Raw genomic sequence first — 14,963 nt, 5'->3', positions numbered from 1 at the left:
GAGTATCCTGTGGCGAACGGGCTTGTTGTGGAAAGCCCGCTCGCCACAGCAATCAAAACCGCAGCCCCGTCGTCACCATCGCCGCATTAAACCCCAGCAACACAAACTCCCCGGCCACAGGCCCATAGTTAACGCCCACTGACGGAATGATCACCGGCGCCACGCCAAAACGGTTCAGCGGGATCTTGTCGCGGTACTTGCCGCGATAGCCCTGGATCACCCCGCCGGTCAGCTTCAGGTACACCGGATAGTCGGTCATGTCATAGCGCTTGCCGGCATAGGCGTAGTAGGACCGCTGACTGAACGAGTTGCGAAACGTCGCCCCGCCATACACCAGGCCCGAAGCTTCATTGCGCTCCAGGCCAATCAGGTCCTGGTTGTTGTTGTGCTCGGGGTCTGGGGCAAAGTGCCGGGTGTAGACGCTGGTCTGGACGTACCAGAAGCCTTTGTCATCTTCGGTCGGTGGTGTTTCGACCGCCAGGGCAGTGGTGGCCTGTGCAATAAGCAGCAGGCCGCAAAGTCGGTATTTCATGGTGCGACCTCGATAGTCGGTTGAGTGACGGCTAAGTGGGTCGTGACGTACGCCTATTTTGAAGGCTCGGGGTGCACAAAGGCTGAACGGATGCTGAAAGTACCGGAATTGAGTCGCTGAATCCTGACGGGCGGGTGTACGGGCTTATACCTTTGCTTATTCCTAGACGGTATTTATTCTGTCCAATAGATATCATTAAGCTATATATATCGGGCCACCGACTATCTGCCAATAACCAGACACTGACCGCCACCGTCTGCCACACGGATCGATCGTATGAGCTCAGAGCATTGATGTTCTGACTTTTGATTCCAAGGGGAGCGGTATGGGGAGCAACAAGCAGCACCTGCTTTACACGGCGATTTTGTCGGCTAATTTGCTGGCCGCCGTGGGATTTCGTCCCGTCGCAGCCGCCGAAACGGTCACTGCCGATGTACCAAAACTCGACACCGTCATCGTGACCGGTACGCGCGCTCAAGAGCGCACCGCCAGCGCCTCGCTGTCACCGATTGACGTGATTTCCGGCGACAGCTTGCGCAGCACCGGTTCCGATGAGTTGGGCGCCGTGCTGGCGCGCTTGATCCCTTCCATCAACTTCCCGCGCCCCAGCCTGGTGGACGGTGCCGAACTGGTGCGCCCGGCGCAACTGCGCGGCCTGTCACCGGATCAGGTGCTGGTGCTGGTCAACGGCAAGCGTCGTCACACCAGCGCCTTCGTCAACCTCGGCGGTGCGGTAGGTCGAGGTTCGGCACCGGCGGATTTGAATGCGATCCCGCTGTCGGCGGTGGACCACATCGAAGTACTGCGCGACGGCGCCTCCGCCCGCTACGGCTCCGACGCGATCGCCGGGGTGATCAACGTCATCCTCAAGCACGCCGACCATGGCGGCTCAATCTCCACCAAGTTCGGCGAGTACAAAAAAGGCGACGGCATCCAGCGCAACATCAGCGGCAACACCGGCTTGGCGCTGGGGGACAACGGCTTTATCAACCTCTCGGCCGAAGGCGCCGATAACGATTACACCAACCGCGCCGGTAACGATTACCGCCCGGCCAGCGTGGGCTCCACCACCTATGGTCAGCGAGTGTTCCGCCAGGGCGAACCGTCGACCAATGAAGGCAAGCTGGCGTTCAACGGCGAATATTCCTTCAACGAAGCCGCCGAGTTCTACTCCTTCGGCGGCTACAGCAAGCGTCGCGGTGAGACGGCGGCCTTCTACCGGGCGAGCAACGCTTCCAACAACATTGCGGCACTCAACCCCAACGGCTACTTGCCGCTGATTCGCGGCAGCCTGGAAGACACCTCGTTGGTGGTTGGTCTGCGCGGCCTGCTGGCTTATGACTGGCATTACGACTTGTCGGCCAACTACGGCAAGAACCAGTACGAACTGGGCACCGAGACCATCAACACCTCCCTGGGCTTGGCGACACCACGCAAGTTCGACAACGGCACCCTGAGCAACGACCAGAAGCAAGTGAGCTTGGACCTGTCTCGTGAGTTCGACCTGGGCTGGTTGCCGTACCCGGTATCGGTGGCCTTTGGTGGCGAATATCTGCACCAGGGCTACGAAATCGAGGCCGGCGAGCCAGCGTCCTACTACCAGACCGGCAGTTCCGGCCTGGGCGGTTTCCGTGCGGCAGATGCCGGCACTGCATCGCGGCACAACTGGGCCCAGTACCTGGACCTGGAAACCAACTTCACCGAAAAACTCAGCGCCTCGGCCGCCGTGCGTCATGAGGACTACAGCGACTTTGGCTCCAACGTCAGCGGCTCGCTCTCGGCCCGTTACGACTTCACTCCGCAAGTGGCCTTGCGCGGCAGCGTCTCCAATGGTTTCCGAGCGCCGTCCCTGGCCCAGCAAAACTTTGCCTTCACTTCATCGCAACTGATCGGCAATACCGTGCAGGAAGCCGGTACCTTCCCGGCCAACAGTCAGGTGGCCCGCCTGCTTGGTGCCGAAGACCTCGAGGCCGAGAAGTCGCGCAACTACAGCCTCGGCCTGGTGCTGGAGCCCACCGACAACCTGACGGTGACCGCCGACGTCTACCGCATAGACATCCGTGACCGCATCAGCCTGTCGTCGAACCTGGTGCTGAACCCGGCTGCGATTGCTTACCTGCAAGCCAATGGCGTCGGCAACATCAACTACACCAGCGCCCGCTACTTCACCAACGCCACCGACACCAGCACCGACGGCGTCGATCTGGTGGCCAACTATCGCTACCCACTGGACAACGGCGTGCGCTGGAACAGCACCGTCGGCTACAACTACAACCACACCAAGGTCACGGACGTAAAAGCTAACCCGGCGGTGCTGGATAACCTGGGCGTCAACCTGGTGCGGGTGGACCGTCGCGAACGCATCGGTTTACTGGGTGATACCACTCCCCAACACAAGTTGAGCCTGGGCAACGACCTGAGCTTCGGCAACTGGGCGCTGCACAGCAACTTGGTGCGTTATGGCGAGTTCACCAGCTATCAGGCAGACAAGGTCAACGACCAAACCTTCAAGGCCGCTTGGGTGCTGGACCTGTCGGCGGACTACAAGTTGAAGAACTGGACCTTCACCGTCGGTGGCGACAACGTCACCGACAAATACCCGGAAAAGCTCAATGCCTACGCGAGTAGCGGTGGTAACTTGGCCTATAGCACTTTTTCGCCGTACGGTTACAGCGGCGCGTTCTATTACGGTAAAGTTGCATACAATTGGTAATTAAAAAGGGGGACCTAAGCGATTCGCCATGACCGCCATTGAATCTGATCTTTTGCAATTGGCTTACCCTCCGCGGCTCGATCTTGGGCCGCAACTCACTCACGAACAGTTGATGAGCTCGATGCAGGCCACCATGGGTCGGCACAAGGGTGGGCCGGTCTGGCTATTCGCATATGGCTCGCTGATCTGGCGGCCTGAATGCTCAGCTGTAGAGCGGGTGCGGGGACGGGTACATGGTTATCATCGCGGCTTGTACCTGTGGTCCCACGAGCATCGGGGCACGCCGGAGTTGCCGGGGCTGGTGTTTGGCCTGGACCGTGGCGGCTCCTGCAGCGGGTTTGCCTACCGCTTGCCGGAAGAGCAACTGGAAGCGTCGCTCTACGCCCTGTGGCGCCGCGAGATGCCGTTTCCATCCTACCGCCCGCACTGGCTCAGCTGCCGTCTTGCCGATGGCAGCCAGGTGCAGGCGTTGGGGTTTGTCCTGGAACGGCACCTGCCCAGCTACGCCGGCAACTTGCCGGACAGCGTGCTGAACCAGGTATTTGAAAGCGCTTGCGGGCGTTACGGCACTACGCGCGATTATGTCGAGCAGACCGTCAACGCCCTGCGTAGCCACGCCATGCCAGATAAAAACCTGGAGGCGCGGCTCAAGCGTTGTTTGAAGGATTGCTCCGTCGACTAGCGCGCGTTGCTGACGCTATTGGTGTGCCACAAGGTGGGGATCAGGAAGGCAATCGCCAACAGACACGCACCGATCAGCAACACAAAACCGCCATCCCAGCCGAAGTGGTCAACGGTGTAGCCCATGGCTGCACTGGCTGCCACGGAACCGCCCAGGTAACCGAACAGGCCGGTAAAGCCTGCCGCCGTACCAGCGGCTTTCTTCGGTACCAATTCCAGCGCCTGCAGGCCGATCAGCATCACCGGGCCGTAGATCAGGAAGCCGATGGAGAACAGCGCGATCATGTCGACCATCGGGTTGCCTGGTGGGTTGAGCCAGTAAACCAGGGTCGCGACCGTCACCAATGCCATAAACACAATGCCGGTCAGGCCACGGTTGCCCCGGAAGATCTTGTCTGACATCCAGCCGCACAACAGCGTGCCTGGAATCCCTGCCCACTCGTAGAGGAAATAGGCCCAGGACGTTTTATCGACGTCGAAGTGCTTGGCTTCTTTCAAATAAGTCGGCGCCCAGTCCAGTACGCCATAGCGCAGCAGATAGACGAAGACGTTGGCGAAGGCGATATACCAGAGCATTTTATTGCGCAGCACGTACTTGACGAAGATTTCCTTGGCGCTGAATTCCTCTTCGTGGCTGGCGTCGTAGCCTTCCGGGTAATCGTTTTTGTATTGCTCGATCGGCGGCAGGCCTACCGATTGCGGGGTGTCGCGCATGGTGATGAAGGCAAAGGCCGCCACCAGCAGAGCCACGGTGGCCGGGACGTAGAATGCCGCGTGCCAGTCGTTGAACAAGGCCATGCCCAGCAGGAACAGCGGGCCGATCAGGCCGCCGCCGACGTTATGCGCCACGTTCCACACAGACACCACGCCGCCGCGTTCCTTCTGCGACCACCAGTGCACCATGGTCCGCCCACTTGGCGGCCAACCCATGCCCTGGGCCCAGCCGTTAATGAACAGCAAAATGAACATCATGGTGACGCTGGACGTCGCCCAAGGTGCGAAACCGAAAATGAACATCACCCCGGCGGAAACCAGCAGGCCGAAGGGCAGGAAGTAACGTGGGTTGGAGCGGTCGGAAATCAGGCCCATGAGGAACTTGGACAAGCCGTAGGAAATTGCAATCGCCGACATTGCCAGGCCTAACTGGCCTCGGGTGTAACCCTCGTCGATCAGATACGGCATGGCCAGGGAGAAGTTTTTGCGCAGCAGGTAGTACCCGGCGTAACCGACGAAAATACCGGCGAAGATCTGCCAGCGCAGGCGTCGGTAGGTGCTGTCTATTTTTTCTTTAGGCAGGGGCGCCTGGTGTGCGGCAGGTCGAAAGAAAGCAAACATTCAAGAGCTCCAAGTTTCTTGTTTTGACTGCGGATGCGAATGTTACAGTTTCGTTACCGAAAATAGCATCGCCTCTTATCTGGGAGCACAGGAATTGGGAGCTATTGCATGTTCTTTTACGAACATGTCGCTAATGGATAAGTTAGGGGCGTAATAAGGTAGGAGCGAGCAAGAACTAGGCGTCCCCCTCGCTCCCACAGAAAGGCAGGGTTAGCGGACTTGAACCACGACTTTGCCCACCGCCTTGCGCTGGCCGAGGTCATTGATCGCCTGGGCGGCGTTGTCGAGCGGATACACCTGCGACACCAACGGCTTCAACTTGCCCTCGGCATACCAGCCAAACAACTGCGCAAAGTTCGCCGCATTATCCTGGGGCTGGCGCTGGGCAAACGAACCCCAGAACACCCCGACCACTGCCGCGCCCTTGAGCAGTGCCAGGTTCACCGGCAGCTCGGGGATGCGCCCGCTGGCAAAACCCACCACCAGCAGCCGGCCGTTCCAGGCGATGGCGCGGATGGCCTGGTCAAACAGATCGCCACCCACCGGGTCGTAGATCACATCAGCGCCGTTGCCGTCGGTCAGGCGTTTGATTTCATCCTTGAGGCTGGTTTCGCTGTAGTTGATTAACTCATCAGCGCCGGCTGCCTTGGCCACCGCGAGCTTTTGCGCGCTGCTGGCGGCAGCAATCACCCGGGCGCCCATGGCCTTGCCGATTTCCACAGCAGCTAGACCAACGCCGCCAGACGCGCCCAGTACCAACAGGGTTTCCCCTGCTTGCAGGTTGGCGCGCTGTTTCAAGGCATGCATCGACGTGCCGTAGGTCATGCTGAAGGCGGCGGCGGTGTTAAAGTCCATGCTTGGCGGGATTGGCAGCACGTTGTAGCCCGGTACCGCGACCTGTTCGGCAAAGCTGCCCCAGCCGGTCAAGGCCATGACCCGGTCGCCGACTTTCAGGTGGCTGACCTTTTCCCCGACTTCGCTGACCACGCCCGCCGCTTCACCACCCGGCGAAAACGGGAAGGGCGGCTTGAACTGGTATTTGCCTTCGATGATCAAGGTGTCCGGGAAATTCACCCCGGCGGCGTGCACATCCAGCAGGATTTCGTTCTTCTTGATTGCCGGGCTTTCGACGTCTTCCAGCACCAGGGTTTCGGCGGGGCCGAAGGCTTTGCACAGCACGGCTTTCATCGGACTCTTCCTTTTGGCGTATTGGCCGATAAGTGTAGGTGGGTAAGTCGAGGGGTCAACGAGCATACCTTGGCCTGATAAGTCGCCATAAGCTTGTGCTCAGCCTTGCTAGCGTTATGCTACTGAGCAATCGAATTGAGGAATGAACTGTGAAAGCGTGGACCCTGTTGATGCTGGCCCTGACGTTGCCAATGGCAGCCCATGCCGAAGAAGCCAAAGAAGCCAAGGAAGGCGAAGCGCCGAAGGTGAGCTATATCAGCCTGACGCCGCCCTTCGTCGGCAACTATGGCCTGGACGGCACTGCGAAACTCAAGGTGTACAAGGCTGACATCGCCCTGCGCGTGACCGGGCCGGAGGCTGCTGCTGCGGTCAAAGCCAACGATCCGTTGATTCGTAATCAGTTGGTGGCCCTGTTCACCCAGCAAACCGCCGAGGCCATGGGCAGCGTCGAGGGGAAGGAAAAACTGCGTCAGGAAGCCTTGAAGCAGACCCAGCAAGTGATGAACGACGAGACCGGTAAACCGATGGTTGAGGATTTGTTGTTCAACAACCTGATCATCCAGTAATCGCACCCTATTGCTGTGTGCGGCGGGCCCTTTGTGGCAAGCCCGCTCGCCACAGAGATCGGCAATACCTTAAGAGGCAAGGCTCTTCCTGAACCGCGCCAACGCCACCGCAAAAAACAGCAAGCCAATCCCCGCCAGCGCCAGCAAGTCCGGCCACACCACGCTCACACCCGCATCCCTGAACAGGATCGCCGCACTCAGGCTGACAAAGTGCGTCGACGGCGAGCCCTGCATCACCCATTGCAACCATTGCGGCATGCTGTCCAGCGGTGTGCTGCCGCCTGACAGCAACAGCATCGGAATGATCACCGGGATCGCCAGCAAGCCGAACTGTGGCGTCGAGCGGGCGAGGGTGGCGAGGAAGATTCCCAGGGCAGTACTGGCAAACAGATACAGTGCCGTGACCAGCAGAAACAACGTCAGCGATCCTGCCAGCGGTACCCCGAGCAAGCCCTTGACCACCACTTCCAGCGACAGCCAGGTACAGAGCACCACCACCAGCATGTTGCTCCAGATTTTCGCCAGCATGATTTCCAGCGCCGTCAGCGGTAGCACCAGCAAGTGGTCGAGGGTGCCGTGTTCGCGCTCGCGCAGCAATGCGGTGCCGGTCAGCACAATGGCGAGGATGGTGATGTTGTTGACGATCTGGATCACCGCCAGGAACCAGCCGCCTTCCAGGTTGGTATTGAACAACGCCCGCGTGGTGAGTAACGCCGGCGCCTTGTTGGCCGCATCGGCCTGACCGCTATAGGTGAGCAGTTCGCGCTGGAAAATCCGCCCGATGTACCCGGCGCCCATAAAGGCCTGGCTCATGGCTGTGGCATCGACATTGACCTGCACACTCGGCTGGCGCCCGGCCAACAGGTCGGCCTGGAAATTTGCCGGCACGTTGATCACGAAGGTGTACTGGCCGCTGTCCATGACCTTGTCCAGCTGGTCATAGGGCAACGGCACCGCGGGCTGGAACTCTGGCGGTAGCAAGGCTTCGGCCAACTGGCGGGACAAGTGACTGTGGTCTTCATCCACCAGGGCAACGCTGGCGTTATGTACGCCGATGACCGAACCGGCCGCCGGCATATAGATCGCCACCGTGAAGGCGTAGAACAAAAACAACAGCAACACGCTGTCGTGGCGCAGGCTGGTCAGTTCTTTAATGCCCAGGCGCAGGATATGAGCGAGCTTGTGCATCAGGCCTCCTGCTTCTTGAGCATGATCAGGCTAAGTCCGGTAAACCCCAGGAAAAACCCGAACAGTGCCAGGCACTGCGGCCACAGCTGGCGCAGGTCCAGGGCCTTGGTGAAGGTGCCGACGGCAATATCGAGAAAGTAACCGGCCGGGAACAGCATGCCCATCAGCGCGGCCGCACCTTCCAGGGACGAGCGCGGCACGATCAACCCGGAGAACTGAATGGTCGGTAGGCTGGTGATAATCATGGTGCCGAGGATCGCGGCGATCTGGGTGCGGGTGAACGCCGAAATCAACAGGCCCATGCTGGTGGTCGCCAGCACGTAAAGCAGGCCGCCGAAGGCCAGGGTCACGCCGCTGCCCTTGAACGGCACGCCGAACAGCCAGCGATTCATCGCCACCAGCAAGGCCAGGTTGATCAGGCTGACGGCCAGGTACGGCGCCTGTTTGCCCAGCAGAAATTCCAGGCGGGTCAGCGGCGTGGCATAGAAGTTGGTGATGGAACCCAACTCCTTCTCACGCACGATTCCGAGGGCGGTGAGCATCGCCGGGATAAACGCCAGGATCAGCGCCATGACGCCGGGGCCGATGGCGTTTACGCTGACCACGTCCTGATTGTAGCGAAAGCGGGTTTCCAGTTTGGCGGCGGCGCGGTTGTTCAGTGGTGGGCTGTGGAGTTCGGCCAGTTGCTGGAGATTGGCCTGGTGTACTGCTTCCACGTAGTTGCGGCTGGTCTCGGCCCGAAACGGCATGCCGCCGTCGAGCCATGCGGCAACCGCCGGTTGGCGCCCGGCGTACAGGTCGCGGCCGAAACCGGGTGGAATTTCCAGGGCCAGCTTGATTTCCGAGCGTTGCAGGCGCTTGTGCAGTTCGTTCGAGTCCTGGATCGGCGGTTGTTCGGCGAAGTAGCGCGAACTGCGAAAGGCTTCCAGGTAGGCGCGGCTTTGTGGAGTTTGGTCCTGGTCGTAGACGGCGAAGGCGAGCTTCTCCACATCGAGGGAAATGCCGTAGCCAAAGATCACCATCATGAAAATCGCCCCGAGCAGGGCGAAGGCCATGCGCACCTTGTCGCGCAACAACTCCTTGCCTTCGCGGCTGGCGACAGCCAACAGGCGGGCTACGCTGAAGCCGCGTTTGCTGGTGGGCACCGTGGCGGGTGTTTCAGCAGTGGCGGTCTCGACGGTTGTCGGCGCGTCAGGCGCACCCTGGGCTTGTTCCAGGCAAGTAACAAACGCCGCTTCCAGGGTCTCGCCGTGAAATTGCTGTTGCAGTGCATCGGGCGTATCGCAAGCCAGCACCTTGCCGGCGTGCATCAGCGAGATGCGGTCGCAGCGCTGGGCTTCGTTCATGAAGTGGGTGGACAGAAAGATCGTCACCCCTTGCTCGCGGGACAACTCTATCAACAGCCGCCAGAAATCATCCCGCGCCGCCGGGTCGACGCCGGAAGTCGGTTCATCGAGGATCAGCACTTCCGGACGATGCAGCACCGCCACCGCCAATGACAGGCGCTGACGCAAGCCCAATGGCAACTCGCCGGAAGGCTGCTCGGCAACGCCGCTCAGGTCAAAGCGCTTGATCAGCTCGTCGATGCGCTGCTCGCTGTCAGCCTTGGGCAGGTCGAACAGTTGCGCATGCAGCACCAGGTTCTGCCGCACGCTGAGTTCGCCGTACAGCGAGAAGCTTTGTGACATAAAGCCCACGCGCTTGCGAGTGGCCAGGTCCTTGGCGTTCACCGGGTTGCCCAGCAAGGTGGCGCTGCCTTCACTGGCCGGCATCAGCCCGGTGAGGACTTTCATGGTAGTGGTCTTGCCGCAGCCGTTGGAGCCGAGGAAGCCGAAGATTTCGCCCCGGCCGATAGCGAAGCTGACCTTGTCCACCGCCGTGAAGTCGCCGAAACGCAGGGTCAAGTCATGGGCTTCTATGGCGATGTCAGTGTTGTCGCTCGCCCTGGGTGGAATTACCAACGGTTGGTTGTTGTGGGCGCTGTCGCCCTGGAAGTGGGTAAAGGCTTCATCCAGTTTGCCGCTGGGGGTGATGGCCGCCAGTTCGCTGCTCAGGCCGTCGGCGATCAATTTGCCGCGGTCGAGCATCAGGCAATGTTCGAACTGCTCGGCCTCTTCCATATAAGCGGTGGCCACCAGCAGGGTCAGTTGCGGCCGCTCGCTGCGTACGTTTTCTACCAGCTCCCAGAAGCGCCGGCGGGAGAGCGGGTCTACGCCAGTGGTGGGTTCGTCAAGGATCAACAGGTCCGGGTCGTGGATTAGCGCGCAGCACAGGCCGAGCTTCTGTTTCATCCCGCCGGAGAGCTTGCCCGCCGGGCGCTCGGCGAAACGAGCCAGGTCGGTGGCCAGCAGCAGGTTGTGCATGCGCTGGTCGCAATCGGCTTTCGACAGGCCGAACAGGGTCGCGAAGAAACGGATGTTTTCGCTGATGGACAGCTCGGGGTAAAGGTTGCCGCCCAGGCCTTGGGGCATGAAGGCGATGCGCGGGTACAGGCTGTTGCGGTGGCGGCGGTCTTCGATGGAGCCGCCGAGCACCTCAAGTTGACCGTCCTGGAGCTTTTTAACCCCGGCGATCAATCCCAGCAGGCTCGACTTGCCGGCACCATCCGGGCCGATCAGCCCGCAACGGGTGCCGGCCGGCAAGCTGAAGGCTATGTCGATCAAGGCCTGTTGCTTACCGTAGCGATGGTTGATGTCTGTGGCGTGCAGCGCCGGGCCGGTCATTGCAGGTTAGCCGGCCAGTCCAGTTCGGCGGTGCGCACGTAGCCGGCGCCGGGCATGCCGGGCTTGGCTTGCGGCACGGCACTGGGTTGGGTCAGGCGCAACTTGACCCGGAATACCAGTTTCTGGCGCTCGTCGCGGGTTTCAACTTCTTTGGGGGTGAACTGGGATTTGGCGGCGACAAAGCTGATTTTTGCCGGCAGCGGTTGTTGTGGCAGGGCGTCGAGGACGATCCGCGCTTCGCTGCCTACGGTCAGGCGACCGGTAACGGAGGCGGGCAAATAGAGGTTCATGTATTGGTCGTTGGGATCGATCAGCAACAACACCCGGCCACCGGCGCCGAGCACTTCGCCGGGCTCGGCCAAGCGCAACTGGATGATGCCGTCGATGGGCGCCCGCAGGCTGCTGTCTTCGATTTCACTGGTGAGCTGTTCGACGCTGGCCTGGGCGGCGCCAATGGCGGCCTTGACTGCGTTGACCTGAGCGCGGGCAGCAAGCACGGCGGCGTTACCGGTGTTCTGGTGGGCCTGTTGCTGGTCGATCAGTTGGCCGCTGGCGAAGCCGCGCTTGTACAGCTCCTGGGTGCGCTTGAGTTCCTGGTTGGCCAGCAGCTGTTCGCTCTGGCGCAGTTGCACGTTGGCCTCGGCTGCCGCGAAGTTTTCCTTGGCCCGCAGCACTTCAGCTTCGGCCTGGGCACGCTGGGCTTCCAGGGTGCGTGTGTCGATGCGCGCCAGCAGTTGGCCCTTGAGCACCTTGTCGCCTTCATCGACCCGCACCTCGGCCAGGCGCCCGGGGATTTTGGTGGCGATCTGCACTTCGGTGGATTCGAGCCGGCCGTTGCCCATGCTCAAGCCTTCGGGCAGGCGGTCCTGGGTGGACTTCCAGTAACCGAAGCCGCCAGCGGCCACCAGCAGAAGTATCAGGAGCGTGGCGAAAAGATGGGAACTGCGATGGGTCGTCGACATGGGTGCGTCCTGCGGTGTTAGCGTCCTAGTTTGACAGATACTGCCCTAGGGCCCTTGATACCGGTCAAATGAAGCGCAAGCCTAACCCGGTTGACGCGCAGATGCATGCGCCGGTGGCGTGACCGCAGGGTTCTGCTGTCTAGCGCAAGCCCAGCACGGCGGCCCATTGGTCGGCGGTTACCGGCATCACCGACAGTCGGCTGCCTTTTTGCACCAGGGGCAATTCGGTAAGGGCACTCTGTTGTTTCAAATACCCCAGGCCCAGCACCTTGGGGAAAGTCTCGACATGGGCGACGTTGATCGCGCTCCACGGATTCTTTTCGGGCGTAGCCTTGGCATCGAAATAATGACTCTCGGGCTCCAGCGCGGTCGGGTCGGGATAGGCCGCCTCGATGATTTTCCCTATCCCGGCAATCCCCGGTTCCGGGCAGCTGGAGTGGTAGAAGAAAAACTCATCGCCCACCGCCATGGCCCGCAGGAAGTTGCGCGCCTGGTAATTGCGCACGCCATCCCAACGGGCTTCACTGAGTTTTTCCAGGTCCTTGATGGACAGCTCGTCGGGCTCGGATTTCATCAGCCAATAGGCCATGTTTTTGCTCCTTTTGGGGTATTGGGCAAGTTGTTCGGCAATTGCATGACAAACCGACGGTCGGTTGACGTCAAGGTTTGCGTGTTGGATCACGTTAACGCAGAATGCCGGGATTTTAAGCTTGACGCAGCCAGAACGGACTACTTATGGAACGTTGCTGTCATCGTGTGTGATATGCCTGAAGGGGGGCAATCGATGAAACGCAAACCGGATTTACTATGGATTTTGGTTATTTTGTTCGGTCTGGGCGTCGTGACCACTGGCTACGCGCAAAGCCTGTGGACGAACAAGACCGAAGCACCGATTGAACTTGCACAACAGACGCCACAACTCTTCAAGCGTTGAAGCTACTTCGGCGCCGCTGACTCCAGCTGCGTCCTCTCTGCGACATACCATTGCCTATCGGTGACCGTGCCTTCAAGCGGCACATCCCACCTCGCCTGCGCCAGTCGTTCGACTTTCTGACATTCATGGGCCAGGCCCAATAGCGTCGGCTTGCGCCAGGTCGTTCGCCGCGCCAAGTAGGCAAGACTGCGGTCATAAAAGCCGCCGCCCATGCCAAGGCGTCCACCCATATCATCGAAACCCACCAGCGGTAACAGCACCAGATCCAGGGCCCAGACCTTGCGCTGGCGGCCAACGTTGACCCGTGGCTCAAGAATGCGAAAACGGTTAGGCGACAGCTTTTCCCCCGGACGCACCCGTTGAAACACCATCTTGGTTCGCGGCCACGCACTGAGTACCGGCAGGTAGGTAGCCTTGCCCCGGCGCTGGGCGGCGCGCAGCAGCAAGCGCGGATCGATTTCACCGTCCATCGGTAGATATAAAGAGATATGTTTGGCCCGGCGAAACAGCGGGTGTTGTGCCAGTTGCCGATACAGGCCGTGGGCGGCCTGGCGTTGCTCGCTCGGCGTCAGGGCGCGACGGGCTTTGCGCAGCATGCGTCGAAGTTGCGGGCGGGAAAGCGGCGCAGGTTCGGTCATGGGGATCTGCTTTTTTCGGGTCATAAAACAATGCCAGTCACAAGACTGGCATTGGATTTGGGAATCAGGCTCCCCGACAGAACCGCTGTCGACTAAGCCCTTGAACCCGAAAGTTCAAGGTGGAAGATGCAGTAGGCTTTAAGGCTTTCCGTCTAGCGGACATGCACACCAGCCAAACGTGCAACTTCCAGGGTAGTGCGAATCGGCTCCGGGACATCGCCGACTGGCAAGCACGCCAGGGAGTGGGGCGAGTATACCCGAAACAGACACTGCAATCAGCCCTTGGGTGGCTCCTGGTCGGTAGAAAGCACCAGATCAACGCGCTCCAGCAGGTCGCGTACCTGCTCGCGCGTCGAGCCGCCGGCCTGCACGTCAGGGCGTTCCTGCTTATGCAGCAAATCGTGGGTGATATTCAACGCGGCCATCACAGCGATGCGATCGGCGCCAATCACTTTGCCGCTGCTGCGGATTTCACGCATCTTGCCATCCAGGTAGCGGGCAGCGCTCACCAGGTTGCTGCGTTCTTCCTGGGGGCAACTGATCGAATATTCTTTATCGAGAATCTGCACGGTGACGCTATTGCTTGAACTCATGAGTCTTGCTCCAGGGCCTTCAGGCGCGAAATCATCGACTCGACCTTACGCCGGGCGATTTCGTTTTTTTCAATGAGGTGAGCGCGCTCCTCGCGCCAGGTCTTTTCCTGAGCTAATAGGAGTCCATTCTGGCTCTTTAGTTGCTCGACCCGGTTAATTAGCAATTCGAGTCTGGCCATCAGCGCTTGCAGGTCGGTGTCTTCCATTGGGTTCCACTGGATTTGTCTGATGAATGGCAACTGCTGGATAAACGATCTGACGCCCTCGATAGTCTTGGTACGTCTGCCGATGCTAGGATACAGCGCTTCATTCTAGACATTGCGCCGCTTGGCGCCTAGCTCACCATGCCTATTCAGAATTCCCCGTACGACGCTTTTTCCAAACTGCTGAGCATCAGCGGTCATCCTTGCTCGCCTGCCGAGCTTCACGGCGTGCTGCTGGGTCGCAGTTGCACCGGTGTCGGGTTTGATGCCGACAACTGGTTGGCTGACGTTGCCGAGCTGCTTGAAACCGAGCCGCAAGAGAACGTTCGCAACGCCCTGATCGGCTTGCAAGAGATGGTCAAGGGCGAGTTGACCGGCGACGACGTGACTGTCGTCCTGCTGTTGCCAACCGATGATGCGCCGCTCCCTGACCGTGCCGCGGCACTGGGCCAATGGTGCCAGGGCTTCCTCCATGGTTTTGGGGTGAACGCCGCCGGCCTGGAGTTGAGCACCGACGCCAAGGAAGTGCTGCAAGACCTCGCCGCCATCTCCCAGGTGCAAGAAGCCCTGGAAGAATCCGAAGACGGTGAAAGCGACTATATGGAAGTGATGGAATACTTGCGCGTCGCGCCGCTGCTGCTGTTCACCGAGACCAAGAAACCGGATGAACCGGCAGCAATCAAGCCTTCGCTGCACTAAGAAAGGAA

15 protein-coding genes and 1 other RNA gene are annotated in these 14,963 nt (G+C 60.2%); 5 read left to right on the top strand and 11 right to left on the bottom strand.

The annotated features are described in order from the left end of the window. Positions 1-52: 52 nt before the first annotated feature. Complete coding sequence (locus FQ182_RS01530; protein WP_149412311.1) at positions 53-532, bottom strand: sn-glycerol-3-phosphate transporter; 480 nt, start codon at positions 530-532, stop codon at positions 53-55. A gap of 325 nt (positions 533-857) precedes the next feature. Between FQ182_RS01530 and FQ182_RS01525 the strand changes: the two genes are divergently transcribed. Further along, positions 858-3,245, top strand: coding sequence for a TonB-dependent siderophore receptor (locus FQ182_RS01525; RefSeq protein ID WP_149412310.1), 2,388 nt, complete (start codon positions 858-860; stop codon positions 3,243-3,245). A gap of 28 nt (positions 3,246-3,273) precedes the next feature. Beyond that, a complete protein-coding gene (locus tag FQ182_RS01520; RefSeq protein ID WP_149412309.1) occupies positions 3,274-3,927 on the top strand; it encodes a gamma-glutamylcyclotransferase in 654 nt (217 codons plus the stop codon). On the opposite strand, the gene glpT is transcribed toward FQ182_RS01520, so the two are convergent. Beyond that, on the bottom strand, positions 3,924-5,261 hold the full coding sequence (gene glpT / locus FQ182_RS01515; RefSeq protein WP_149412308.1) for a glycerol-3-phosphate transporter: 1,338 nt from the start codon (positions 5,259-5,261) through the stop codon (positions 3,924-3,926). The genes FQ182_RS01520 and glpT overlap by 4 nt on opposite strands. A gap of 210 nt (positions 5,262-5,471) precedes the next feature. Continuing rightward, on the bottom strand, positions 5,472-6,449 hold the full coding sequence (locus FQ182_RS01510) for an NADPH:quinone oxidoreductase family protein (protein ID WP_149412307.1): 978 nt from the start codon (positions 6,447-6,449) through the stop codon (positions 5,472-5,474). 149 nt (positions 6,450-6,598) lie between these two features. On the opposite strand from FQ182_RS01510, the gene FQ182_RS01505 reads away from it, so the two are divergent. Continuing rightward, positions 6,599-7,015 (top strand): flagellar basal body-associated protein FliL, encoded by a 417-nt coding sequence (locus FQ182_RS01505; protein WP_149412306.1) that lies wholly within the window; start codon positions 6,599-6,601, stop codon positions 7,013-7,015. Positions 7,016-7,084: 69 nt separating this feature from the next. Here the strand turns inward: FQ182_RS01505 and FQ182_RS01500 are convergent, their stop codons facing one another. The 4 genes from FQ182_RS01500 to FQ182_RS01485 form a co-directional block, all read right to left on the bottom strand. Then, the gene (locus FQ182_RS01500) at positions 7,085-8,203 is read right to left on the bottom strand and encodes an ABC transporter permease (RefSeq protein WP_149412305.1); all 1,119 of its coding nucleotides are present in this window, start codon (positions 8,201-8,203) and stop codon (positions 7,085-7,087) included. Then, positions 8,203-10,926 carry a ribosome-associated ATPase/putative transporter RbbA gene (gene rbbA / locus FQ182_RS01495; RefSeq protein WP_149412304.1) on the bottom strand — a complete coding sequence of 908 codons (2,724 nt, stop codon included), beginning with the start codon at positions 10,924-10,926 and terminating at the stop codon, positions 8,203-8,205. The genes FQ182_RS01500 and rbbA overlap by 1 nt, the downstream gene beginning before the upstream one ends. Beyond that, a complete protein-coding gene (locus tag FQ182_RS01490) occupies positions 10,923-11,888 on the bottom strand; it encodes an HlyD family secretion protein (protein WP_149412303.1) in 966 nt (321 codons plus the stop codon). Before FQ182_RS01490 ends, rbbA begins: the two co-directional genes overlap by 4 nt. A 139-nt stretch (positions 11,889-12,027) precedes the next feature. Next, positions 12,028-12,477: an EVE domain-containing protein gene (locus tag FQ182_RS01485; protein ID WP_149412302.1), complete on the bottom strand. Its 450-nt coding sequence runs from the start codon at positions 12,475-12,477 to the stop codon at positions 12,028-12,030. 195 nt (positions 12,478-12,672) lie between these two features. Between FQ182_RS01485 and FQ182_RS29685 the strand changes: the two genes are divergently transcribed. Beyond that, positions 12,673-12,822: a hypothetical protein gene (locus FQ182_RS29685; RefSeq protein WP_178114368.1), complete on the top strand. Its 150-nt coding sequence runs from the start codon at positions 12,673-12,675 to the stop codon at positions 12,820-12,822. A 2-nt stretch (positions 12,823-12,824) separates the two neighbouring features. On the opposite strand, the gene FQ182_RS01480 is transcribed toward FQ182_RS29685, so the two are convergent. The 4 genes from FQ182_RS01480 to FQ182_RS01465 all read right to left on the bottom strand — a co-directional run bounded on the left by FQ182_RS01480 (position 12,825) and on the right by FQ182_RS01465 (position 14,259). Next, positions 12,825-13,460, bottom strand: coding sequence for a 5-formyltetrahydrofolate cyclo-ligase (locus FQ182_RS01480; protein ID WP_149412301.1), 636 nt, complete (start codon positions 13,458-13,460; stop codon positions 12,825-12,827). Positions 13,461-13,526: 66 nt separating this feature from the next. Then, positions 13,527-13,705, bottom strand: a non-coding RNA gene (gene ssrS / locus FQ182_RS01475) — 6S RNA. Positions 13,706-13,735: 30 nt separating this feature from the next. Next, positions 13,736-14,053, bottom strand: coding sequence for a cell division protein ZapA (locus FQ182_RS01470; protein ID WP_149412300.1), 318 nt, complete (start codon positions 14,051-14,053; stop codon positions 13,736-13,738). After that, positions 14,050-14,259, bottom strand: a complete 210-nt coding sequence (locus tag FQ182_RS01465; RefSeq protein ID WP_003213954.1) for a TIGR02449 family protein — start codon at positions 14,257-14,259, stop codon at positions 14,050-14,052. Before FQ182_RS01465 ends, FQ182_RS01470 begins: the two co-directional genes overlap by 4 nt. Positions 14,260-14,397: 138 nt before the next feature. Between FQ182_RS01465 and FQ182_RS01460 the strand changes: the two genes are divergently transcribed. Next, on the top strand, positions 14,398-14,955 hold the full coding sequence (locus FQ182_RS01460; protein WP_149412299.1) for a YecA family protein: 558 nt from the start codon (positions 14,398-14,400) through the stop codon (positions 14,953-14,955). Positions 14,956-14,963 lie beyond the last annotated feature (8 nt).

It is taken from the genome of Pseudomonas sp. ANT_H4 (genome assembly GCF_008369295.1).
Classification (GTDB): domain Bacteria; phylum Pseudomonadota; class Gammaproteobacteria; order Pseudomonadales; family Pseudomonadaceae; genus Aquipseudomonas.
Note: the sequence above shows the minus strand (reverse complement) of the source record. Positions and strands in the feature narration are given on the sequence as shown.

What these genes read in the sequence shown, in the direction of transcription:
- FQ182_RS01500 (WP_149412305.1), bottom strand. Translation starts at nt 8,203, where the DNA reads ATGCACAAGCTCGCTCATATCCTGCGCCTGGGCATTAAAGAACTGACC.
- FQ182_RS01490 (WP_149412303.1), bottom strand. Translation starts at nt 11,888, where the DNA reads ATGTCGACGACCCATCGCAGTTCCCATCTTTTCGCCACGCTCCTGATA.
- FQ182_RS01525 (WP_149412310.1), top strand. Translation starts at nt 858, where the DNA reads ATGGGGAGCAACAAGCAGCACCTGCTTTACACGGCGATTTTGTCGGCT.
- FQ182_RS01460 (WP_149412299.1), top strand. Translation starts at nt 14,398, where the DNA reads ATGCCTATTCAGAATTCCCCGTACGACGCTTTTTCCAAACTGCTGAGC.
- FQ182_RS29685 (WP_178114368.1), top strand. Translation starts at nt 12,673, where the DNA reads ATGAAACGCAAACCGGATTTACTATGGATTTTGGTTATTTTGTTCGGT.
- rbbA (WP_149412304.1), bottom strand. Translation starts at nt 10,926, where the DNA reads ATGACCGGCCCGGCGCTGCACGCCACAGACATCAACCATCGCTACGGT.
- FQ182_RS01520 (WP_149412309.1), top strand. Translation starts at nt 3,274, where the DNA reads ATGACCGCCATTGAATCTGATCTTTTGCAATTGGCTTACCCTCCGCGG.
- FQ182_RS01485 (WP_149412302.1), bottom strand. Translation starts at nt 12,477, where the DNA reads ATGGCCTATTGGCTGATGAAATCCGAGCCCGACGAGCTGTCCATCAAG.
- FQ182_RS01530 (WP_149412311.1), bottom strand. Translation starts at nt 532, where the DNA reads ATGAAATACCGACTTTGCGGCCTGCTGCTTATTGCACAGGCCACCACT.
- FQ182_RS01470 (WP_149412300.1), bottom strand. Translation starts at nt 14,053, where the DNA reads ATGAGTTCAAGCAATAGCGTCACCGTGCAGATTCTCGATAAAGAATAT.
- FQ182_RS01480 (WP_149412301.1), bottom strand. Translation starts at nt 13,460, where the DNA reads ATGACCGAACCTGCGCCGCTTTCCCGCCCGCAACTTCGACGCATGCTG.
- glpT (WP_149412308.1), bottom strand. Translation starts at nt 5,261, where the DNA reads ATGTTTGCTTTCTTTCGACCTGCCGCACACCAGGCGCCCCTGCCTAAA.
- FQ182_RS01465 (WP_003213954.1), bottom strand. Translation starts at nt 14,259, where the DNA reads ATGGAAGACACCGACCTGCAAGCGCTGATGGCCAGACTCGAATTGCTA.
- FQ182_RS01510 (WP_149412307.1), bottom strand. Translation starts at nt 6,449, where the DNA reads ATGAAAGCCGTGCTGTGCAAAGCCTTCGGCCCCGCCGAAACCCTGGTG.